Annotated in this window: 11 protein-coding genes, 1 tRNA gene and 3 pseudogenes; 5 read left to right on the top strand and 10 right to left on the bottom strand. The window is 67.8% G+C overall.

Going from position 1 to position 23,296, the window contains the following annotated elements:
* Both CK951_RS18100 and CK951_RS18095 read left to right on the top strand, forming a co-directional pair.
* Complete coding sequence (locus CK951_RS18100; RefSeq protein WP_096787620.1) at positions 1 to 6,009, top strand: DEAD/DEAH box helicase; 6,009 nt, start codon at positions 1 to 3, stop codon at positions 6,007 to 6,009.
* Between the two features lie 525 nt (positions 6,010 to 6,534).
* Positions 6,535 to 7,565, top strand: a pseudogene (locus CK951_RS18095) (IS5 family transposase); the annotation flags it as partial.
* Positions 7,566 to 7,585: 20 nt separating this feature from the next.
* On the opposite strand, the pseudogene CK951_RS18090 reads toward CK951_RS18095, so the two are convergent.
* Together CK951_RS18090 and CK951_RS21935 are read right to left on the bottom strand one after the other, a co-directional pair.
* Positions 7,586 to 8,931, bottom strand: a pseudogene (locus CK951_RS18090) (IS5 family transposase).
* A gap of 626 nt (positions 8,932 to 9,557) precedes the next feature.
* The gene (locus CK951_RS21935) at positions 9,558 to 9,689 is read right to left on the bottom strand and encodes a hypothetical protein (RefSeq protein WP_269770572.1); all 132 of its coding nucleotides are present in this window, start codon (positions 9,687 to 9,689) and stop codon (positions 9,558 to 9,560) included.
* 405 nt (positions 9,690 to 10,094) lie between these two features.
* On the opposite strand from CK951_RS21935, the gene CK951_RS21930 reads away from it, so the two are divergent.
* Complete coding sequence (locus CK951_RS21930; RefSeq protein WP_269770571.1) at positions 10,095 to 10,223, top strand: hypothetical protein; 129 nt, start codon at positions 10,095 to 10,097, stop codon at positions 10,221 to 10,223.
* 185 nt (positions 10,224 to 10,408) lie between these two features.
* On the opposite strand, the gene CK951_RS18085 is transcribed toward CK951_RS21930, so the two are convergent.
* A complete protein-coding gene (locus CK951_RS18085; RefSeq protein WP_096787619.1) occupies positions 10,409 to 11,191 on the bottom strand; it encodes a class I SAM-dependent methyltransferase in 783 nt (260 codons plus the stop codon).
* Positions 11,192 to 11,237: 46 nt separating this feature from the next.
* On the opposite strand from CK951_RS18085, the gene CK951_RS18080 reads away from it, so the two are divergent.
* Both CK951_RS18080 and CK951_RS22150 read left to right on the top strand, forming a co-directional pair.
* On the top strand, positions 11,238 to 12,311 hold the full coding sequence (locus tag CK951_RS18080; protein ID WP_096787618.1) for an AraC family transcriptional regulator: 1,074 nt from the start codon (positions 11,238 to 11,240) through the stop codon (positions 12,309 to 12,311).
* 825 nt (positions 12,312 to 13,136) lie between these two features.
* Positions 13,137 to 14,266, top strand: a pseudogene (locus tag CK951_RS22150) (tyrosine-type recombinase/integrase).
* Between the two features lie 15 nt (positions 14,267 to 14,281).
* Here CK951_RS22150 and CK951_RS18070 read toward each other — a convergent pair.
* From CK951_RS18070 to CK951_RS18040, 7 genes are all read right to left on the bottom strand, one after another.
* A tRNA-Met gene (locus tag CK951_RS18070) sits at positions 14,282 to 14,358 on the bottom strand.
* 50 nt (positions 14,359 to 14,408) lie between these two features.
* Positions 14,409 to 16,400: a hydantoinase/oxoprolinase N-terminal domain-containing protein gene (locus CK951_RS18065; RefSeq protein ID WP_157764663.1), complete on the bottom strand. Its 1,992-nt coding sequence runs from the start codon at positions 16,398 to 16,400 to the stop codon at positions 14,409 to 14,411.
* A gap of 91 nt (positions 16,401 to 16,491) precedes the next feature.
* Positions 16,492 to 17,787 carry an RNA polymerase factor sigma-54 gene (gene rpoN / locus CK951_RS18060; RefSeq protein ID WP_096787617.1) on the bottom strand — a complete coding sequence of 432 codons (1,296 nt, stop codon included), beginning with the start codon at positions 17,785 to 17,787 and terminating at the stop codon, positions 16,492 to 16,494.
* 54 nt (positions 17,788 to 17,841) lie between these two features.
* Entirely contained in the window at positions 17,842 to 20,025 is a 2,184-nt protein-coding gene (selD, locus tag CK951_RS18055) for a selenide, water dikinase SelD (RefSeq protein WP_096787616.1), read from the bottom strand.
* Positions 20,026 to 21,078, bottom strand: a complete 1,053-nt coding sequence (gene mnmH, locus CK951_RS18050; protein WP_096787615.1) for a tRNA 2-selenouridine(34) synthase MnmH — start codon at positions 21,076 to 21,078, stop codon at positions 20,026 to 20,028. It lies immediately after the preceding gene.
* A gap of 378 nt (positions 21,079 to 21,456) precedes the next feature.
* Positions 21,457 to 21,774: a hypothetical protein gene (locus CK951_RS18045; protein ID WP_096787614.1), complete on the bottom strand. Its 318-nt coding sequence runs from the start codon at positions 21,772 to 21,774 to the stop codon at positions 21,457 to 21,459.
* A 37-nt stretch (positions 21,775 to 21,811) separates the two neighbouring features.
* Positions 21,812 to 23,107 (bottom strand): hypothetical protein, encoded by a 1,296-nt coding sequence (locus tag CK951_RS18040; RefSeq protein WP_096787613.1) that lies wholly within the window; start codon positions 23,105 to 23,107, stop codon positions 21,812 to 21,814.
* Between the last annotated feature and the right edge of the window lie 189 nt (positions 23,108 to 23,296).

The raw sequence follows: 23,296 nt of genomic DNA, 5'->3' as shown, positions 1-23,296 counted from the left end.
ATGCTGACTTCCAACCTGGGCGCCACGATGGCCCGCATCGCCGATCAATCGGCCGAGGCAATCGGAGACTTTCTGCGTTCGAACAATGGAGCGCTGAACCGGCACATCCGCCGCGCGCTCTCAGCCCCGCCGGGCCGCCCCGGAAGCCTGCTGGCGGATCCGGTCATCGAGGTGGCGCAGGACTGGGCGCCTGCATCCGAGACTTTCGGCGCCATGGCGGGCAAGCTTCTCGACGAACGGCTCGTCCGTGCGCTCGATCAGGCCGCTCGTGAACGGATGCCCGCCAGCCGCAAACCCTACCTACATCAGGTTCGCGCGTGGGAGGCAGCTGGGGCAGGACATTCGGTGCTCGTCTCCTCTGGGACGGGGTCGGGCAAGACCGAATGCTTTATGATTCCAATTCTGAACGACATCCTGCGCGAACCTCATGTGGGCGGCGGGATCCGCGCGATCATCGTCTATCCGCTGAACGCGTTGATCCAGAGCCAGCGTGACAGACTCTCTGCTTGGGCGGAGGGCCTGGGTGGCAAGGTGTCCTATGTTCTCTACAACGGCGACACGCCCGAGAAGAACAGCGGGACGATCGGAGCGCTTGGCGAGGTCCTCGACCGCAAGTCGCTGCGCGAGAAGCCCCCGTCTATCCTCGTGACCAATATCACGATGCTGGAGTACATGCTTCTGCGAGCCGAGGATCAATCGATCCTGAAGAAGTCGCAGGGCCTACTGCGCTGGATCGTGCTTGACGAGGCTCATAGCTATGTCGGCGCCCAAGCTTCTGAAATGGCGATGCTCCTGCGCCGCGTCAGGGCGGCCTTCGGTGTCGAGCCCGAAAATGTGCGGTTGATGGCGACTTCTGCCACGATCGAGGATGACACGGGCACACGCTTGTCGGAATTTATGCAGGGTCTGTCCGGGGCAGGGGCCGACAAGGTGACCGTGATCCAGGGGGAGGCTGTCGAGGCGCCCTTCCCCGAGGCGGCGGCCGACACGCCCCTGGACCTCGGTTCGCTGAAGATGCTTCCCGACGATGCCGCACGCTGGGAGGCTTTGGCCCCGCATCCTCGCATCCAGGCGCTGCGCCCCCGGTTGAAATCCGGCCTGACCCTGGGCGAGATCGCCCTGCACGCCTTTGGTCGGGCGGATGCCCATGACGAGGCCGAGACGCTTCTCGACCTCGTGGCGCAGGCATGCGCTACGCCTGAGAGCCTGCCCCTCTTGCGCTGGCGCGGTCACCTCTTCCTGCGGGCTTTGGGTGGGGCCTGGGCCTGTCTTGACCCGGCCTGTCCCCATGCTGCGGCCGAGCTGCGCGATGGAGAATGGCCATTTGGCCAAGTGCATTTCACTCTGCGCGAGCGCTGCACCTGTGGCGCGCCGTGCATGGAATTGGCGATCTGCAATGATTGCGGCACACCCCATCTGAAGGCGCAGCAAGAGTTCGGTGCCCAGCACCGCCTCGTCCTGCCCCAAGCTTTGGTCGAAGACGACTACGCCACTGACATCGAGGAGGACGGCACGCAAACCGGCCCTGCGCCTCAGACCGACTTTTGGGTCACCAGCGCTGCGACGGTCGGGCGGCTGGTCTATGTCAACGCCGAGACGCTCGAAATCTTCTCGAACCTTGCTGAACTGCCGCCAGGCCACCTTCCGTTGCGCGTCGTCGACGCCGAGCCAGTTTGCCCCTGCTCCGAGACGCGCGACACGAGCTCTTTCAAACACTTGCGCTTCAGCCCGGCCTATCTGATGGGCCAGAACATGCAAACGATGATCGAGGCCTTCAGCCTGCCCGACTCAGAGCCCGCAGCGAAACCCTTGGCCGGCCGTGGCGCGATCAGCTTCACCGACAGCCGTCAGGGCGTGGCGCGGCTCGCTGCCAAGCTGCAAGCCGAAGCAGAGCGAAGCCTGACGCGCTCGTTTCTCTGGCACGAGGTTCAGGCCGCCCAAACCGCCGCCGCTCCTCTTCCGCTCGAAAATATCGCCCGCCTGCGGCAGGGCATCCAGGCGATGCTCGCCATCGGCGATGAGAGCACGGCGGATCTTCTGCAGAGCCAACTCGACGCCGTTATGGCGCAAACAAGTGCCACGTCCGGCGTGAAATGGAACACGGCCGTCTCGGACCTTGCCGGGCATCCAGAGCTGGGCCTTTTCGTGCGCGAGGTCTGGAAGGATCGGGGCGATGAATTCGTCAATCAGAACGAGGCCTTGGCGCAGGTTCTCTTGATGCGGGAAATCATGCGTCGCCCGGTCCGGCAGAACAACGCCGAGACCATGGGCCTGGCCCGGCTTGCCTTTCCGGCCTTGGAACGTGCGGTTCTGGAACAGGAGCTGCCACTCGAACTACAGGGCCGAGGAGTGACCAAGGAGGACTACCTTGGTCTGGTTCTGTCTGCGGTTGATCTTTTCTTCCGCGAAAAGATGGTCGTGGCGCTGCAGCCCGAACATCACATGCGCTGGATCGCGCCGAAATGGGGCCAGCTGCGCAAGGCCTGTTCGAACAACGTTGCCAAGGAGGATCGGCTGGGGTCCGAGGCTTTTCCCACCGCCCTCGTCCCGGAAGCTTCCCGAATGCACCGCGTGGCGTTGAATGCGCTTGCCCTTACCGGCGGTGCGCGCGGCGACCTCGCCGACCTCGAAGATGCGGATGGGGTTCTGCGCAAGGTCTATCAGCTGATCGTGTGGCATGCCTGCAAGCTCTGGACACAGAATGCCGTGGCGCTCGATTTCTCAAAGGCCGAGATCCAGCCCTATCGCAAGGCTTGGCTTTGCCCTCTGTCGCGACGGGTCTTTGCCTATGCGATCAAGGGCTGCAGCCCACTGGATGCGACGCGGCCGATGACCGAACTGCTCTTTCCGACCGCTCCTCTTGCCCGGCGCGGCGGCCTAATGGCAGCCGAGCGTTCCGAGATGGCCGAGTGGCTGGCGAAGGACCTCGACGTCGCACGACTCCGCGAGCAGAAGGTGTGGACTGGGCTGCACAACCGCGCGGTGCTCTACAGCCCCTACATGCGGGCGCAGGAACATTCGGCCCAATTGGCGCGCAGCCAACTGAAGGAATACGAGAAGGCTTTCAACGAAGGCCAGATCAACCTCCTCGCCTGCTCGACCACAATGGAGATGGGCGTCGACCTGTCGAATGTCGGGCTCGTGGTAAACTCGAACGTGCCGCCCTCGGTGTCGAACTATCGCCAGCGAGTCGGCCGAGCGGGGCGGCGACGCGAGCCTTGGGCGTTCGGGGTCACCTGGTGTCGGGACATGCCGTTGGACAATCAGGTTTTCGAAGAGCCCCGACGGTTGCTGCACGGCCGCATGGCCGCGCCGCGGGTTACCTTGAACTCGCCGATCCTGATGGCGAGACACGTGAATGCGGCGGCCTTTGCCGGATGGGTGAGGGGTCAGGGCGGCATGAAGGTCATGGACAAGATCGGCCCATTCTTCGGCATGGATGCCGAGGGCAAGATCCAGCCCGACGCGGCTGTCGACCGATTCCTTGCGGCGCTGAACGGACCCGAGGCAGCGACCCTCTTGCCGGGCGTCGAGACCCTCTTGCGCGGCTCCTGCCTGGAGGGGCGGGCGGTGGTCGAACTTGCCCGACAGGTGGCCGGTGAGATGAAGCGCATCGTTGATCGCTGGCGGGGGGAATACAAGGCGCTCGTCCAGCGCGGCGCGGCCTCGAGCGAGGCCGATGTCAGCCAGGCGCTCAAGGCCCGAGCGGCGAACATGCACGGGGCCTATCTCCTGTCCGAACTGTCGAAGGAGGGATTCACGCCCGCCTATGGCTTCCCATCGGATGTCGTGACCTTTGACCATATCGGCAAGCGGCGCGGGCAAGATACCGGCTGGCGGGATGAGATGCAGGGGCGCGGCGGGGCGAGCCGCACCCTTGATGTGGCGCTTCGGGAATATGCTCCAGGGTCCGACCTGGTAATCAACGGGCTGGTCTACACCAGCGAGGGCATTCGCCCCGCATGGAGCTCGCAGGCCAATGCCAGCCATCTGGAGGACCTTCGCCAGCTTTGCAAGTGCAGCGCCTGTGGCAAACCGCACCTCGCGCGCGACCTGCCCGAGGTTTGCAGCTGCGGTGCGTCCTTGCAGGTAGCTGCCTCTCGCAAGACCCTGCGGCCGGTGGGGTTCGTCGGTCGCTCAGAACCTCACATCGGCTACGAGCTCTTGAAGAGCCCGACATTCAGAATGCCTGAAATTTCAGCCGATGACGCTGCCTGGAGCGATCTTCCCGGCGGCCCTGCCTTCCGCCTGCGAGCGACGGCAAAGGGGCAGGTGATCACCTTGGGCTCAGGCGAGGAGGATGCGGGCTACGCGATCTGCCTCGTCTGCGGCAGGGCAGCCAGCGAACACACCGCCGACGCTTTCGGCAAGGGTCCGCTACCCGCGGCGATGGATGGTCACCGGCCGCTCATCAGTGGGCCGAAGTCTTCGATGGTCTCGGGGCGTTGCATTGGCGGCGAGGGAACGAGCAAGATCCAGCGCCATGTCCACCTCGTGCATGACCGCATGACCGATGTCTTCGAGATGCAAATGCCGCAAGGGACAACCCAAGGGACCGGCCTCGCCTTCGCCGCTGCCTTGCGCGAGGTGCTCTCGTCCTGGCTCGGCGTGGATGCCGAGGAGATCGGCCTGGCCACCGGAATTTCGATGGGGGCGGACCAGTCGCGGCGGGTCTCGGCCTACCTCTTCGACCGGGCGGCTGGCGGTGCGGGTTTGTCGTTGCGTCTCGGCGAAGAGGGACGCGTGGCAGCCCTGATCAGCAAGGTGGTCGATCGGCTGGAGTGCCCGGAAGGCTGCTCGCATGGCTGCCCGGCCTGCATCTTGCGTCCAGACATGAACATGGCGCAGGTGTCCCCTAATCGTCCAGCGGCGGCCGAGTTGGCGGGGCAGCTGCGCAACCTTCTCCGGCTGGATCCACGCAAACAGACCTTCGGGCCGAAAAGCGTTGTCGCCAGTCAGCCGCTAGTCGACCTGATCAACCAGCAGATCAGCCAAGGCACGGCGCTTGCGCTCACGATTTTCGCCCGCGGACGGCCAGATACTTGGTCACTGTCGGAGTGGCCCATCCTGTCGGTCCTTACGGCCTGGCGCCAGTCGCTGCCGGTCCAGGTCGTCTTCCAAACCGAGGCCTTGCAGGATCCAAAGCTAGATGTGGCGACGCGAATGCAGCTTCTCCGCATCGCCGACGACGGCGGTATTCACCACCGCGCGGATCTGCCCCAGCCCCGTCTCATGCCGCTCCTGGCGGCCATACGGACCGCCGAAGGTTTGATTGGCGCGGCGGCGGCCTCTCCGTCCGAGGCGCACCCGGATGCCGAATGGGGGCGCGGCAAAGTCGGCCTCCTTGTGACCGGTCCGATTAAGGATTTGCCAGAGCTGGCCCTGATGCCGGTAACCGAGCTACTGCCCCAGGCAGAGCCCGGGAAATCGGCCTATGCGATCCTCGGAGCCCGAACAAATGTGGCATTGCCAGGTTTCGGCAGGGCTTTCTGGTCAATCGTCGAGGCCGATGCTCCAGCCCTTTACGCAACTCTCGCTAAGGAAGGCGTGGAGGAGTTGCGCTATGACGACCGTTACTTCCGCAAGCCGCTCCACTTCCAGCTCTTGCGCGAGATACTGCTGGCAGCGCCGGGCCGCACGACCAACCTAGTCTTCCGCCTCTACACGTTGGAGATGGATCCCATCGCGCTCCCTGGACAGGTCGACCACAACCTCTCCTGCGATGACGACCGCCAGACACTCTTCGATGAGCTATTCCCGGGTGATCGCCTGGCCATCCTGCCTATGTCCGAGACCGAACATGCCCGTAGCCTGACCCTGAAGACGACGAAGGGCAGCAAGGTCATAATCTATTTTGACCAAGGCATGGATCTATGGCGGCTGACGCAGAGGGTTTCGACGGTCCATGGCCGCGACATGGGCAAGCTTGCAGCCGAGCTTGAGAAGTTGAACGTCACGGTTGCGGCGCGTTCGCCATCCAACCCGACGCTTTTTCTGTGTCGCGTCTGAATCTACAGGGCATACCTGCCCGAACTCTGCATACCGGCTGTCAGCCCTTGCAGCTTTTCGGGCTAAGACGGGTTGGGGGCGCCGCGAGGTTGTCCGCGCGGTATATTTTGAAACAGTGTTCAAATCCTGCCCCCGCAACCAAAAAACAACGTAAGATCAAGACGTTACCGGCCGCCCATTGGGGCGGTTTTTTGCGTTCTAACGCGCGGGTCAACAATAGGTCAACAAACGGACAAATTCCGCGTGCGACTCCAGTGGGATAGTAGCCGCGCAGGACGCGGAGCGCGCGAAAACCGCAGTGGACCGAGGCCAACCGGATAGAGGTTGCATTAGTTCTGCGAGACGATCCGCAGATGCTTACCAACGTAGCCGATCTCAAGTCTCTTGATTGCTGGGGCTTCACGTAGTCCGGCCTGAACAACACGGAAGTGGTTGATACAGCGCGTGAAAGCCGAGGTTTCAGTCGCCATGGCCTGCATGATTTCATAGGATTCCGCCCGTAACCCTGCAATTTTGGCCCGCCGCATGAAGCACCGTCCCCGTCCGCCCGAGCGGAATGACCTCTTCCGGCCGCGCCTCGTCGACATGATCGACCTGCGCCACGAGCTGGTCACGCTGGCGGGGCTGATCGACTGGGAGTTCTTCGAGCGCGAATGGGCGGGCTTCTTCCCGTCCAGCACCGGACGGCCGGCGACCTCGCCGCGGCTGGTCGCGGGGCTGCTCTACCTGCAGCACGCGTTCCGGCTGTCGGACGAGGCTGTGGTCGCGCGCTGGGTCGAGAACCCCTACTTTCAGCATTTCACCGGGGAGACCTTCTTTCAGCACCGCCCGCCGATCGATCCCACCTCGCTCATCCGCTGGCGGAAGCGGATCGGGGAAGAGGGAGTCGAATGGCTGCTGACGAAGACCATCGAGGCCGGGCGGAAATCGGGTGCCGTCGACGATGCCTGCCTCGACGAGGTGGCGGTCGACACGACCGTCATGGAAAAGAACATCGCGCACCCGACGGACTCCCGCCTCTACGAACGCGCGCGGGCGCAGCTGGTGGGTCTGGCCCGGGACGCCGGGATCGAGCTGCGCCAAAGCTACGCCCCCTGGCACCGCGGCTGGCGGCGCAGGTGGGGCGCTACGCCCACGCGAAGCAGTTCCGGCGCATGCGCAAGGCCTTGAGAACGCAGAAAGGCTACACCGGCCGCGTGATGCGGGACATCCGGCGGCAGCTCGACGAGATCCCCGCGGGGCCGCTGCGCGAGCGGATGCTCGACAAGCTCGTGCTGGTCTCGCGGCTGCTCCACCAGAAGCCGAAGGATCCCGGCAAGATCTATTCACTGCATGAGCCGGAGGTCGACTGCATCTCCAAGGGCAAGGCTCGGGTGCGCTACGAGTTCGGCACCAAGGTCAGCATCGCCACCACGCTGACGGGCAGCTTCGTGGTGGGCACGCGCTCGCTGCCGGGGAACCCTTGCGACGGCCACACCCTCGGCGAGGCGCTGGAGCAGGTGGCGATCCTCACCGGCCACCCGCCGAAGCGGGCTGTCGTCGATCGCGGCTACAAGGTTCAGCCTGAACAACGCGGTCAGGCGGCCGCGATGCTGTGGTGCTGAAATCTGTCGTGCCGGATCGCCGTCAGGACGAGGGTGATGATGGCGGCAAGAAGCTTCCTCAGGTGGGCGAGGATCTTGCGGATGTTGTGGCCGCAGCCGCAGAGGACGGCGAAGAGGGCGTCTCCGAGGGTGCCTTTCAGGTAGCAGCGGGCGAGGCGGCCATCGGTCTTCATGTGGCCGATCGCGGGCTCGATGCTGCTGCGCCGTCGGAGCGCCTTCGCCAGCGAGGGCGTCAGGCCGCGGCGGGTGCCGCTGATCAGCACCTGGGTATGTTCGACGCCGTGGCCCTTGTAGCCGCGATCGACGACAGCCCGCTTCGGCGGGTGGCCGGTGAGGATCGCCACCTGCTCCAGCGCCTCGCCGAGGGTGTGGCCGTCGCAAGGGTTCCCCGGCAGCGAGCGCGTGCCCACCACGAAGCTGCCCGTCAGCGTGGTGGCGATGCTGACCTTGGTGCCGAACTCGTAGCGCACCCGAGCCTTGCCCTTGGAGATGCAGTCGACCTCCGGCTCATGCAGTGAATAGATCTTGCCGGGATCCTTCGGCTTCTGGTGGAGCAGCCGCGAGACCAGCACGAGCTTGTCGAGCATCCGCTCGCGCAGCGGCCCCGCGGGGATCTCGTCGAGCTGCCGCCGGATGTCCCGCATCACGCGGCCGGTGTAGCCTTTCTGCGTTCTCAAGGCCTTGCGCATGCGCCGGAACTGCTTCGCGTGGGCGTAGCGCCCCACCTGCGCCGCCAGCCGCGGTGCCAGGGGGCGTAGCTTTGGCGCAGCTCGATCCCGGCGTCCCGGGCCAGACCCACCAGCTGCGCCCGCGCGCGTTCGTAGAGGCGGGAGTCCGTCGGGTGCGCGATGTTCTTTTCCATGACGGTCGTGTCGACCGCCACCTCGTCGAGGCAGGCATCGTCGACGGCACCCGATTTCCGCCCGGCCTCGATGGTCTTCGTCAGCAGCCATTCGACTCCCTCTTCCCCGATCCGCTTCCGCCAGCGGATGAGCGAGGTGGGATCGATCGGCGGGCGGTGCTGAAAGAAGGTCTCCCCGGTGAAATGCTGAAAGTAGGGGTTCTCGACCCAGCGCGCGACCACAGCCTCGTCCGACAGCCGGAACGCGTGCTGCAGGTAGAGCAGCCCCGCGACCAGCCGCGGCGAGGTCGCCGGCCGTCCGGTGCTGGACGGGAAGAAGCCCGCCCATTCGCGCTCGAAGAACTCCCAGTCGATCAGCCCCGCCAGCGTGACCAGCTCGTGGCGCAGGTCGATCATGTCGACGAGGCGCGGCCGGAAGAGGTCATTCCGCTCGGGCGGACGGGGACGGTGCTTCATGCGGCGGGCCAAAATTGCAGGGTTACGGGCGGAATCCTATGAAATCATGCAGGCCATGGCGACTGAAACCTCGGCTTTCACGCGCTGTATCAACCACTTCCGTGTTGTTCAGGCCGGACGACCTACCAACCTCTTTAAGAGTTCGCTGAAGAACGCCAGCCTCGACGCCAGATTCAGGACGTGAGTCACGCTTTTGGGGTAGGACGAGCGAATTGCTGGATGCGTAGAAGAGACGAGACGAGCGGGTCGCTCTTCAGCTATGTGGACCTTAGACCCACGATCGCGGTGCGATCTGATTGGATCGGTGGTCTATTCCGCGGCGCTCTCCTTCGAGGGATGCGCCAGGCGGGCCGGCGCCGAGCCTCATGTTTGGACACCCCCCACGATGCGCAACCCTTCTGGCGCGGCGCGTTCTGGTCTGAGAAGTGCCTGACCAGCCCGCTGGTCCCTGCAGGCCGACAACGGCAGCCCGATGAAGGGCGTCACCATGAAGGTGACGATGGAGCGGCTCGGCGTCATTGCGTCCTTCAGCCGACCCCGCGTCAGCAACGACAATGCCTTCTCCGAGGCGCTGTTCGCACCTGCAAGTACCCGGTCCCGCTGGCCTCGTCGCGGCCACGCGACGATCAACGAGGCACGCGCGGGGTGCAGAACTTCGTGCGCCGGTACAACACCGAGCACCGCCATAGCGCGATCGGCCTCGTGACACCGACCAGCGCCACCGCGGCGCGGACCAGATACTGCTCGTCGAGCGCCATCGCGTCTCCCAACGCGCCCGCAGAGCTCATCCCGAACGCTGGTCAGGAAAGCCGCGCGACCGGCAGCCGATCGGCTCCGTCTGTCCGAACCCCGAGCGACGAGATGCAGGGCATGGAGGTCATGGGGCCGCCGACGCGCTCCGCCATGAAGCTGGCGGCGGCGGAGCCGCGGCCGAGCCCGCAGAACCTGCAGCCTGAAAACAACGGCAGGCGGATTCCTTTGACTCGCAGGCCGATGGCCTGACTCTTCCTTTGAGTGACCACGTGTCCGTTGTTTGATCTGTCGCCATCGGGTTGCCCCGGCGGCGGCGAGTTGTGACCTCATAGGAGCCTGACGGTTGCGTACCTTCACAGGCCTGTCCTCCTCGTTCGGTGTCCGGGCTTCATTCCTGATAGGAGGATCCTATGGAGCGGATCATCATCGGCGTGGACACGCACGAGTCCGAGCACGTTGCTGTCGCGATCACCATCCAAGGCGCCCGGGTGGCCCGTACGGCGGTTCCGGCTACACGCGACGCGTATCGTGGCCTCTAGGCTTGGGCCGCTGCACTGGGCAGCGCAGAGTCCTTCGGCATCGAAGGCATGGAATTCCGGGGGCGAATGTCGATAACCCGGGACGAAGCGGACATCGCGCGTGGGGGCCAGTTACTCCACGATGGGACAGTCTACGCCGGCAAAGATCGGTTGTCAGGGATGGGCGACGGCCGTACCGAGATCGGTTACACGCGCGCGGTGAGGATCAGCGCGGGCATGTCGAACGCAATGCCGTTCTCCGTCTTGAACGGCGCCAGTTCGCGCTCTGCGGCATCCCGCAAGCAGGCGAATTGATCGTCGTCGAGCAGACCGCCAAGCGTCCAGACACAGGCGCGTTCCGTTGCCACGAGATCGGCGATCGAGCCGAAGCGCACTGTGCCGACCCTCTCCGCCACGGAAGCGGCCTTGAGCTCCGCTTCGTCGGCGAGCGCCTCCAGCGCCGCCGCATTGCCGAGCACGAAGGGAGATCGGAAGGCATCGCCGATGTCGCGCCCGAAGAGGCGGTCGAGCAGCCCGACGAGCGCATGGTAGCCTGGTGAGGCCGTCAGCGCGCCACAGACCGCGACAGCCATGCGGCCACCTGGAGAGAGCACCCGCGCCATTTCCTTCAGCGCCGCGACACGGTTTTCGAAGAACATCATGGCGAATTGGCTGATCACCGCGTCCTGGGTCGCGTCCGGGAACGGGAGCGCCTCCGCCCGCCCTTCCACCCACTCGATGCCGGGCTTGCGCCGGGCGACGGCGAGCATCTCCGGGTTGGGATCGAGTCCGATGACCCGGCCATCCGGCGCCGCCCTGCTCGCTGCCGCGATGGTTGCAGCGCCGGTGCCGCAGCCGACATCCAGAACGCGCTTCCCTGGCGCGACCGCCGCAAGCTCCGCCAGAACCGGACCCCACTGCGCAAAAAGGGCCGGCACGAATGCGCGCTCGTAGACCTCGGCAGGTCCGGCTTTCGTAACGGTGTCCATTTCTGATCTCCTTGGATGAGTTCCATCTGAAATGTTACGCTCGGCTATGGCTCAGACCCATGACCTGGCGTCTCGATCATTTGCTCCCGCGTCCGGTGGCACCGCGGCGGACCCCCTTTCGGACGTCCTCCAGACGGTTCGGCTGAATGGAGCGCTGTTCTTTCGGGTCGAGGCCTCCTGCCCTTGGTGCGTCGACGTTCCCGAAGCCGGCGCATTCCAGGAACTCGTCCTGCCGGGTTCGACGGCCGTCGTCTCCTACCATGTGGTAACCGCCGGCATCGGTTGGGTGATGATGGCGGGGGAGAAGCCTGTCCGCTTCGAGGCCGGGGACGTGCTCATCTTCGCGCACGGGGACGCCTACAGCCTCAAGAGCGACCCCGAGGCTCCACCCGAGTACCCGGCGGACGCCACGGTCGCCTTCCTCGGGGAGATGGCGGCCGGACGGCTGCCGTTCGACGTCATGGAAGGGGGCGGCGCGCCGCCCCGAGCCCGCTACGTCTGCGGCTATCTCGGCTGCGACGCTGGTCCGTTCAACCCGGTGCTGGACGCCCTCCCGGCCTTCCTGCGTGTGAAGCGCAGCACCGCCGGGCCCGACCTGCTCGATCATCTGCTCGACTTCGCCCTCGCGCCTGATCGCGGTGGTCCCGGAAGTGCGATCGTGCGCTTGCGTCTCTGCGAACTCGTGTTCATCGAGGCGCTGCGCCGCCATCTGAGCTCACTACCCGCCTCATCCAGCGGCTGGCTCGCCGGACTGCGCGATCCCCTGGTCGGCCGAGCGCTGGCGCTGTTGCACGCGGAGCCGGCGCAACCTTGGACGGTGGCGGACCTCGCCCGGGCAGCCGGAACCTCTCGTGCGGTGCTGGCAGCCCGCTTTGCCGAGCGCGTGGGAATGCCGCCCATCCAGTATCTCGCCAACTGGCGCATGCAATGTGCCGTGCAAAAGCTGGCCGCCCCGGGAGCGCGCGTCGCCTCCATCGCGCATGAGGTCGGCTACGAGTCGGAGGCAGCATTCTGTCGGGCATTCAAGAAGGTCACCGGAGTTCCGCCCGCGCAATGGCAGAAGCGCACGACGCGGCGGCTCCTGCCTTGTGAGGCAACGCCCCGGCCGCACGGAGCCTGACGGCCAGTGGAGCGAGGTCCGCTCTGGGCTCATTGCACACGCCGGCTAGAAGCATACTCGCCACCGCGGGCGTTGCGATGAACGGCCGCTTCGAACGTATGCTGCGAACGCGCCGCCGCGCCTACAAAAGTCGGCTCCCCGCCCTTCCTGATCGGGCATGCGATCATGCTGCGCAGAGCACGTCCGGCAGCTCAGGGGAAGCTCAGCCGCAGCACACCGGCGAGTCTGAAGGGCGGCTGAAGGCCGCGCCGGGGTGTCTGGCCTGCGCGGCATCCCCGGTGCGTGCCGGCCGCTATGGCGCCTCCCTCTGCAGCGAGTAGACGGCCGCCATTTTGGCTCCAAGGGCAGTTGCAGGGCCGCGCGCGGGCCTCTTGTTCACGGCTCCAGCCGGCGCGGCCGGGCTTGCCTGCCGCGTGCGACGGTCCTACGCAGGATGCCGAGGCTCGGGACGTGAGGAGGCAGGCGACGGCGAAACACGGGCATGATCTCGGCGGCATCATCGCCTTCTCTCACCGCGAGGAGGAGTGGGCCGCGCGGCTGGCCGCGGTGGTCGACGAGCACTTCCTGCCCACGCTCGAGGAGTTCGACCTCGACTTCGACGACCTCACCGACATCCTCGGCGAACAGCTGCCCTGGACGCTCTGGGGCTGCGCCTTCGAGGATTTCCTCGCCCGCCGCTGGGAGCCGGACGGCGGGACCATCGTCGACGTCTACCTCAAACGCCGCGGCTGGTCGGAGAAGGTTCTGAACCGCGCCTATATCGAGGGCCTCCGCGACGCCCACGTCAGCCTGCACGAGGTCAGCGACGTGGTCCCCGGCCCGAGCATGGCGCTGCGCGACCTGCTGACCGGCGGCGACCCGGTGACGGTGCGCGAGAAGAGCGCGACGCGGTCGCTCAAGCAATGGGACCGGATCGTGGCCCGGGTGGTGCCCGTCCGCGATCACCACCTCATCTCTGGCGGCGTGCTGCCGTTCTCTAAGGAGGCCGTGGAGATGCTGTTCGACGGGCTGCGCGGCGCGCTCCGGCTGCGCAAGACGGCAGAGCCACGGCTGACCATGGACCAGCTTCGTCACTGCGCGCCGATCTTCGGCGGCGCCTGGTTCTTCACCCGCCTTCCCCGGCTGCTGAACCCGCAGATGCCGATCAAGGCACTTGCGGACCCGCGGGTGCGCGGCGAGTTCCTCGACTGGCGCGATCGGCTCGGGCTGAAGAGCAAGCGCAGCGCCGACTATGCCTTCTCGGTCCTCGCGCTGATCCTCGCCTGGGCCTACGACCGCTGGAAGATCCCGTCGAACCCTTGCGAGAAGCCCGGCCGCCTCTACGCTGGGTCGCGCGCCGACGACATCTGGACCGAGGCGCAGATCGACACCTTCATGAAGAAGGCGCCGAAGCCGGTCCGCCTGCCGTTCCTGCTGGCGATCTCGCCTGCCGTTCCTGCTGGCGATCTGGACCGGGCAGCGCCAGGCCGACATCCTGAAGCTGACCTAGAGCGCCTATGCGGGCAGGTGATCCGGCTGAAGCAGTCGAAGACCGGGCGGCACATGGTGATCCCGGTGGCGCGTCAGCTGCGCGAGGCGCTGGAGGCGGCGAAGGGGCGGCGGAAGACGCTGACGATATGTGAGACCTCACGCGGCCAGCCTTGGACCAGCGACGGCTTCAAGACGAGCTTCGGCAAGGCGCAGGCGGCCGCGGGCATTGAGGCGTGACGTTCCACGATCTGCGCGGCACGGCCGTCACCTTCCTTGCGCTAGCCGGATGCAGCGTGCCGGAGATCGCAGCCTTGACCGGCCACAGCCTGAAGGACGCGGAGGCGATCCTGTCGAAGCACTACCTCGGCCGCGATCGGCGGCTCGGGGAATCGGCCGTGGCGAAGCTGGAAAAGCACGGACTGGGAACGCCGGCTGTAAAACGCCGTGTAAAACGGCCTGCGGTCGAAGCCGGTGATGCTGGCTAAGTGCTTGAATTCCGATGGTGGCGAGGGGGGGACTTGAACCCCCGACCCCACGATTATGAGTCGTGTGCTCTAACCAGCTGAGCTACCTCGCCATCGGTGAGCGCTGCACTATGGGAAGCTCCGCGGGCCGTCAAGCGCAAAATCAGGATCGGGCCATGCGCGGCCGCCCGGCGGCGGTCGCTGTCACCGTGCCTTCCAGAAACATCGACTGGCCCTCCACCGAGACCTCGCGCAGATCGCGCACCACCGTCACGCGCGGCTCGTCGGCGCCCGCTTCCACCGCGCGGCGGGTGACCTCGGCCCGCAGGACGCTCTCGGCAGCTTCAAGGGCGGAGCCCGGGTCGGGGAAGGTCCGGGGGCCGTCGGGCAGGTGGGCGCAATAGCGTCCCTCGCCCGGGCTGGTGACCTGCGCCGTCAGGCGCTGCGATACGAGCCCAACCACCGCCCCGATGGCGTTCGCCACTCCGGCGTGGTCGGGCAGGATCATCTCGCAGCCCAGCCGGGTCCCGACGGAAGGGTAGTAGCTGCGCGCCGAGGCGCCGAGGCCCACCACGGGCAACCGGAGGCCGCAGGACAGCGCCAGCGTTCCCTGCTGCCGCGCGAGGCCCGCACGCAGCAGCGGGTGGCGGACAAGGGCCGCCGGATCCTCGAAGCCGTCCTCCGCCAGGGCAACCTCGAGCAGGCAGTCGATCGTCTGATCGGTCAGTCGGTCCAGGATCGCCTCGGCAAGGGTGCGGGCGTCCGAGGCGGTGCGGTCCCCGCGCGCGTTCCGCCGCCGGGCCATCAGGGCAAGCGCCTTCCCGGCTGCCAGCCCGTCCCAGCTGTCGAGGCGGCCAAGCACATGGCTCGCATCCGAGGGCGTCACGCCGGACAGCATCACCAGCCCCCGTGCCACCAGCCGCTCCAGCGCCGCGAGGTCCAGCCGTGTCCGGATCGCTGTGGCGAGCGGCATCGGCCCCGCGATCCGGTCAAGAAGCTGCGCCTCGCGCGGGGCAAGACCGGTGGGGGCAAGACCGGTCGGCAGCACGAAGCGGCCGTCAAGCTCGGCCGGAGCGTCCGAAAGCAGGCTGCGATCCAGCGCGGCATGCACGCAGGCGGGATGCTCCGCCGCGAGCAGGGCGACGGGGACCAGCCTGCGGGGACCCAGCCGCAGCACGCCCTCCAGCCCTTCCGGCAAATGCACCTCGCTGTCGCCGCCAAGGCCCGTCGTGCGCATGGCGACCGCCTCGACCATGGTCCGGTAGCCGCCGACCCGGGCTCCTTCCGGATCGATCTCGGGCAGGCCGTCGCGCAGCACGGCGACGTCGGTCGTCGTGCCGCCGATGTCGGCGACCAGCGCGTCCGGGACCTGCGTCAGCCAGCGGGCGCCCACGATGCTGGCCGCCGGGCCGGAAAGGATGGTCTCGATCGGCCGCTCGCGCGCGACCGCCGCCGAAATCAGCGCGCCGTCGCCACGCACCACCATCAGCGGCGCGTCTATCCGGATGGCGGCGAGGTGACGCTCGCAGGCAGCCACCAGCCGGTCGATCATCCCGACGAGCCTTGCGTTGAGCACCGCCGTCAGTGCGCGCTTCGGCCCGCCCAGCCGGGCGGACAACTCGTGCGAACAGGTCACCGGGCATCGCGCCACCCGGCGGACGATGTCGCGCGCCGCAATCTCGTGCGCGGGGTTGCGGGTGGCGAAGCTGGCCGCGATCGCGAAGGCCATCACCTCGGGCGCGACGGCCGCCACCTCGGCCTCGAGGCGGGCGAGGTCCAGCGGCGCCACCTCGGCGCCGGAAGGGCCGTGCCCGCCCGCCAGATGGATCACCGGGTCGCCGCCCAGAGCCTCGGCCAGACCGGCGCGGTCCAGATCGGCCCGGTCGAAGCCGATGAAGATCAGCGCGACGCGACTGCCCTGACCCTCCACCAGCGCATTCGTCGCCAGCGTCGTGGAGAGCGAGACCATGCCGATGTCCGTGGCCGCCACCCGGGCCTCGGCCAGCGCCGCGTCGATGGCGCGTCCGATGCCAAGCGACAGGTCCGCCCGCGTCGTCAGCGACTTCGCCGATCCGACCACGCGATCCTGCTCCGGATCAACGATCACGGCATCCGTGTAGGTGCCCCCGGTATCGACCCCGAGAAGTCGTTTCATGCTGCCCTGCTCCGCGACATTTCGCCCCGGTTCTAGCGCACTGCGGCCCGGGCGGCCCGCCCGATGCGACATGGAATGTCGCCGGGACGCCTCAGGCCACGCGCGAGGGGCGGCGGCGGCGGCGGTGGCCGGGCGGGATGTTCAGCATCTCGCGGTATTTCGCGACGGTGCGGCGGGCGAGCACCATCCCCTCGCGCGCCAGCGCCTCGACCAGCGCCCCGTCGGAGAGCGGCGCTGCGGCATCCTCGGCCCCGACCAGCCGGGAAATGGCGGCGCGGATCGCGGCGGCCGAAGGGCCGTCCTCGCCAATCCGGCCGCAGAACAGGCGCCGCAGCCACCACGTGCCGCGCGGCGTGTCCACACAGGTGCCGGCGACCACGCGGCTCACCGTGCTCTCGTGGATGCCGAGCGCCTCGGCCACCTCTGCCATGGTCAGCGAGACCAGCGCCGCCGGGCCTTCGTCCAGCGCCGCCGCCTGCCGCGACAGGATCTCGCGCGCGACGCGCAGAAGGGTGGCGTTGCGGGTTTCGATCATCCGCCCCACCGCCTGCGCCTGCGACCAGGCGGCGCGGGCGGCCGGGGTCGCAGGGCGGGTCTCTGGCCGGCTCACCTGCACCGAGGGCATGGCCGAGCGGTTCAGCGCGACCTCCCAGCCGTTCTCGCCGCGGGTGACCAGCAGGTCCGGCTCGCGCACCGGGGCGGAGCCGGGATCGAACTGCGCGCCCGGCTTGGGGTCGAAGCCGCGGATCAGCCGCAGCCGGGCAAGGATCTGCCCCTCCTCCACCTCGCACATCCGGGCAAGGCGGCCGAAGTTGCCCTGCGCCACGAGATCAAGGTGGTCGAGCATCACAGAAAGCGTCCGGTCGAGAACATCGGCCTCCTGCGCCTGCAGCCGCAGGCATTCGGCAAGGTTCCGCGCGAAGAGGCCCGCAGGCTCGATCCGCTGCAATTGCTCGAGCACGGCCGCGACCTCGTCCGGTGTGGCGCAGGCCTGCGCGGCGACCGCCGCAAGGTCCGATCCCAGCCAGCCGGTCGGCTCCAGCCCCTCGGCCAGCGCCACGGCGATGCGCCGGTCGGGTCCGCCCGGGAACAGCCGGTCGATCTCGGCCATGACATGCGCCATCAGGCTGGGACCGGGCGCCCCGGCCGTCTCGACCGGATGGCTGTCACCGGCCGCAAGCCGGGGCAGAAGCTGCGTCCAGCGCGGCAGCCATTCCGTGGACTGCACCCGCTCCAGCCGGATGTGCGGATTCTCGGCGGCCTGCTCTTCGAGATAGCGGGTGAGGCCGGCGGCATCGGCGCTCAGCATGCGGATCGAGGCGGTCAGCCCGAGGTTCAGCTGCAACCTTTGCGTCTGGGCGATACTGATGCGCTGTCTGGACTTCATGGTCGGAACGAACTCTACCGGCCCCGACCGTCGCGCGCAACCATACGGCGAGCCTCAGGCGGAGACGGAGATCCACGGGCGACCCTCGACCAGCTCTCCGATTCGGGCGGCGGGCTCGCCCGATGCCTGCAATCGGGCAAGAAGCGCCTCGGCGGCCTCGGCCGGGACGGCGGCGAGGAAGCCGCCCGCGGTCTCGGGATCGAAAAGCAGCGCGGCGCGCGGCCCGTCGGGCAGGTCCATCCGCGGGGCCGCGGCCGCTCGGTTGGCGGGGGCAAGGCTCGAGGCGTGGCCGGCGGCGGCCAGCGCCTCGGCCCCCGGCAGCAGCGGCACCGCATCCAGCCGGAGACGCGCCGCGCAGCCCGAGGCCGAGAGCATCTCCAGCAGGTGGCCGGCAAGGCCGAAGCCGGTCACGTCGGTCATGGCCCGCGCGGCAGTGGCGAGAAGCTGCGCAGCCGCACCCCCGGGCCTCTGCATCTGCGCAAGGCAGCCGGCCACGACCTCGCCGAGGAGCAGCCCGGGCACCGGACGCCCGGCCATCTCGGCCGCGAGGATGGTTCCGCTGCCCAGCGGGCGCGTCAGGATCAGCACGTCGCCGGGCCTTGCGCCGCCCTTGCCGATCACCCGCTCTGCAAGGCCTGTCACCGTGAAGCCGATGGTCAGCTCGGCCCCGACGGAACTGTGCCCGCCCACCACGTCGGCCCCCGCGGCCGAGAACACCTCGGCGGCGGAGGCCATGACCTCCGAGAGCATCCCGGCCTGCATCCGGGGCGCCATGCGCGGCAGGATGACCTGGGCGAGCGCCACCTGCGGCGCGGCCCCCATCGCCCAGACATCCCCCAGCGCATGAAGCGCCGCGATGCGGGCCATCAGCCGGGCATCCTGCGTGAAGGCGCGCAGATGATCCGTGGTCAGGACCTGAAGACCGCTGCCCGACCGAAGGACGGCGGCATCATCGCCCGGCCCCGACACCACATCCGGCCGGCGGGGCGCGGGCACCTCGGCAAGGGCCGCCTCCAGCCCCCCGGCCGCGAGTTTCGCGCCGCATCCGCCGCAGAGCGGCTGGCCGGACAGGATCTCGTCAAGACCCTCGGCCATCCGGGAAGGCGGCACGACGGCCATTCCGGGATAGTCCCGGAACTTCTCCATGAAGGCCCGGTCGATCCGGTCCTTCCAGCGCCAGAGCCATGCGCCCTCCAGCCTCAGGCCGAACTTGTCCGCCACGGCCCCCCTGTCACCGCAGGAGATCAGCTTCAGGTAATCGCGCTGGGGCCGGAAGGCGTGCATCCGGCCGCCGGCCAGCGCGGCCTGCAGGTTGTGAAACAGCACCGGCGCCTCGCGCACCGCAAAGACGCCGGCCTTCGGCCGCGGCGCATGGGCGAGATGCGCGCAATCCCCCGCCGCGAAGATTGCAGGGTCCGAGCTACGCAGCGTCGGCCCGACGACGATGAAACCGTCGTGGAGCTGCAGCCCCGTGCCGGCAAGCCAGCCCTGCGGCTGCGCCCCGGCCACCGACAGCACGAAATCGGCCGGAAGCTGGCGGTTGCCGCCAATCACCACGCCATCCGCCTCGATCCGTTCCGCCGTCGTGCCCGTCAGAAGCCGGATCCCCATCCGCTCCAGCCGCCCGAGCAGCGCGCGGCGCGCCCCGTCTCCCAGCCCGGGAAGCGCGGCGGGGCCGCTTTCCAGAACCGTGATCTCGGGCTCGGCTCCCTCGCCGCGCAGACGGTGGGCCGAAGCCATGGCGAGTTCCACGCCCCCGGCGCCGCCGCCCACGACCACGATCCGGGGCCGCGGCAGGCGCCGGGCGACGAAGGCCGCCCAGCGTTCGGCATAGGCGCCCAGCGGCTTGGCCGCCACCGCATGTTCCGCCGCGCCCGGCACGCCCGGCAGGCCCGAGGCGATGCCGATGTCGATCGAGGCCAGATCGTAGGCGATCGGCGGGCGTCCCGCCAGCAGCACCCGACGGGCCTGCCGGTCGATCCCCACCGCCCGGTCGAGGATCACCCGCGCCCCGGCGTGCCGCGCCAGCCGCACGAGGTCGATCATCATCTCCTCGCGCGCATAATGCCCGGCGATGTGGCCGGGGAGCATGCCCGTGTAGGGCGCGACGGGGTTCGTGTCGACCACCGTTACCCGCACCCCGGCGAGGGGCCGCATGCCCCACTGCCGGAGCACGAGGGCATGGGCGTGGCCACCGCCGATCAGCACCAGATCCCTGACCGGCGGCAGGGCCTGCATTCAACCCTCCGCGAGGCGCGCGACCCGCTCGGCCACGCGAGCGGCCAGCGCCGGAAGATCGTCCAGCGAAGCCGTCTCCACCACCTCGCGCGGGGCGCCCGAGCGGTCCCGGTGCCGGGCATAGCGCGGGTCGTAATGCCGTTCCATCAACTCAGCCGCCAAGGTCTCGTGATCGCCCGAGGCCGCCATGAGCAGCCAGCCCTCGATCGTCTTTGCGGGATGCAGCGGGCGCAGCAGGTCGATCACGCGCGCCAGCCGCACGCCGTCCTCGACCAGATCGCGATAGGCGCGCACCAGATAGGCGGCCCGTGCCGCGACCGGGGCCGAGACCTCGATCCGCGGCGCCGCCTGCATCGCCTTCCAGAGGCCGGGCGGCAGGCGCAGGTCGCCCACCTTGCTCGACTCGGCCTCCACCACCACCGGCCGCGCCGGGTCCAGCCGCGACAGCGCCACCGCCAGCGCGCTTTCGAACCCGCGCTGCTGCGGCTGGCCGCCCTCGCGGGCGCCGAACAGCGAGCCGCGATGGTTGGCCATCCCCTCGAGGTCGAGCGTCTGGACCCCCTGCGCCGCCAGATGGGCCAGCAGTTCCGTCTTGGCCGAGCCGGTGTTGCCGTCGATCACCACGACGCGGGGCCGGATCGGGGTCTCGTAAAGCTCGCGCACCACCAGACCGCGCCAGGTCTTGTAGCCGCCTTCCAGCACCTCGACCCGCCAGCCGATCTGGCCGAGGATCATCGCGAAGGAGTTCGACCGCTGCCCGCCGCGCCAGCAGTAGACAAGCGGGCGCCAGCCGCCGGGACGGTCGGCAAGAGTGTCCTCGATATGGCGAGCGGCATTGCGCGCCACCAGCGCCGCGCCGATCTTGCGCGCCGCGAACGGGTTGACCTGCTTGTAGATCGTGCCGACCCGCGCCCGCTCCTCGTTGTCCAGCACGGGCAGGTTGATCGCGCCGGGAATGCGGTCCTCCTGCCATTCGGCGGGCGACCTGACGTCGATCACGTCGTCGAAGCCGTGATCGATGAGCAGGGCAAGGTCGGAGCAACGAAGGGCCATGCCCTCCTCCTAGCGGGATGCGGCATGGTTGGCTAGGGTCAGGACCTGTCAATCTGCTCGAGGCCGAAGGTGCTGCGGGACTCATGCCGCCGCACTGACGAGGGTAATGATGAGCAACCCGTTCCGGCTGACGGGTGCGCAGATGGAGCGTGGCTCCCTCTTCGAGAGCCTGGGGAGTCCGCGTGCCGACAACCGGCCGTGCTGAGCGGCAGGATCTTCATCAACCGAGCTTGCGGTGATGGATGCGTCGTGGGCGGCATGGTCCGCCGACGACCCGCTGCGACCGTGGAAGTGACGTGTCGATATCCCTGGCACTGCGACATGCGGCGGCTCGGTCGGCCGCCGCATGCCCCTGTCACGCCGCCCGGCCCGGCTGGCCTAGCAACTGTACGAGCACGGCACCTGCGCCTGCTGCACGAACTGCACGCAGTGACCCAGTTCGCGCTGGTTCAACTGGGCGATCCAGTTGTTGACCGCCTGAACCTTTGCCGCCGTGCATGTGGCGTGGGCCTCGCAGGTGGCCTTGGTCGTGGGGTAGACGACGGCCGAGAACCGCGTGCCGGCTGCCGGACAGTCTGCCGGAATTCCGTTTCCCTGCACCGCCGCCTCGCCGCGCACCCAGTAGTTCACGGCATGGGCGGGAAGGGTCAGGCACAGGCCCACCCCGACGATCATCATCAAGCGCAGGGGTGACATGACGCCTCCCTCCGCCCGGTTGCGCCGAGGGCCGCCATCAGTCCGACCCGGGAAGCGCAACGGTGACCCCGATGATGAAGGGATAGGTCGCGGTGGACTTGCCCGTGAAGGTGCCGTTCGAGGCCGACTTGTTGATGGTGTTGCTGGCATGGCCGCCGCTGCCGCCGAAGGTGAACGGACCGATGCGCACACCGGTCGCCGCCTCGAACTGCTGCTTGGCCTGGTTGTAGGTGTCCTGGCTCATCGTGATCGTGAAGGACGGCTGATAGGCCGCCACGAGCCCGGTGATCATCACCGGCAGCAGACCGCCCTCGCCGAAGACCGGGGAAGACCCGCCCCGGGCCGTCCAGGGCGGGAAGAAGTTGCCCTGACCGGCGAGCGTTTTCATGTAGCCGCCGTTGTACCATTGCCCCGGCGTCACCTGCACCAGCGTCGCGGTCATGTCGATCTGGGCCGACACCGACTTGTCGGAGTTGTCGATGTCAAGCTTGCTCCAGCTGCCGCTTGCCTCGACCGACCAGAACCATTCGTCGATGCTGAAATGCGCCCCCGCCCAGCTCTTCGTCATGTTGTCGCTGGACTGGCTCTGGCTGACGCTGATCGACAGCTGGTTCCCGCCGCCCTGGGTAAGCAGCGCGACCCAGTCCTGCCCCGAGGTGCCGATGATGAAGTCGGGAACCGGAACGAGGGTGCCGTCGCCCTGGTCCATCGTGGTGAAGCCGCTTTTCAGCGTGTTCTTGTCCGCCGGCATCGCCGAGGCGGCAAGCGCGGCCTTCAGCTCGGGATCCATCTGGCCGGTGATGTTGGCCATGTTCTCCTGCATCTTGCCGATCTGGACGCTGTCGGCGCGAAGCGTGTCCGCCCAACCCGAGTCCTTCTGCCATGTGGCATAATCCGGCGCGGGGACGCCGGGCGGCAGGTTGGTGCTTGCCACGACCCAGGCGCGATACATGGCCGTCTGGTCGTTCTGCCACTTGTTCTGCGCGGCGATCAGCTGGTTGTGGGCATTGGTCCAGGCTTGCAGTTGTGCGGGCGGAATGCTGGGGTCAACATGCTGAAGGACCTGCACGTAGCTTTCGTAAAGCCCCGAGGCCCCGGGCGAGAAGTCGCCGACGGGCGACCATTTCGGAACGCTGTTGGCCAGCTGGTAGGCGCGCGCGGCGATCTGGCCGGTGGGCGCGGTGTCCCACCACCAGTCGATCGTGGGCGACACCAGCTGAAGGTTAGCGCCTGCGCCGAGCAGCTTCTTCTGGATTTGCGAATAGGTCTGGTCGAACAGTGACTGATCGGTCGGGGTCGCGGCAGCAGGCGCATCCATGTCGGTCAACGTCATGTCAGATCCTCCCATTGCGTGCCTCGTGAGCCAAAGCCGCACCAATCCTGTCCCGCGGCAGGAAGCCTGCGGGCCGGAGGAACGAATACTGAACTGGATAAGCGGTGACTCGTGATACACGACATCGCGGCAACATTGCCACTCTGGGTTGATATCACGTCGCCGTGAGTCTTGACACCGATAATTTTT

The organism is Rhodobacter sp. CZR27, from assembly GCF_002407205.1.
Classification (GTDB): Bacteria; Pseudomonadota; Alphaproteobacteria; order Rhodobacterales; family Rhodobacteraceae; genus Cereibacter_A.
Note: the sequence above shows the minus strand (reverse complement) of the source record. Positions and strands in the feature narration are given on the sequence as shown.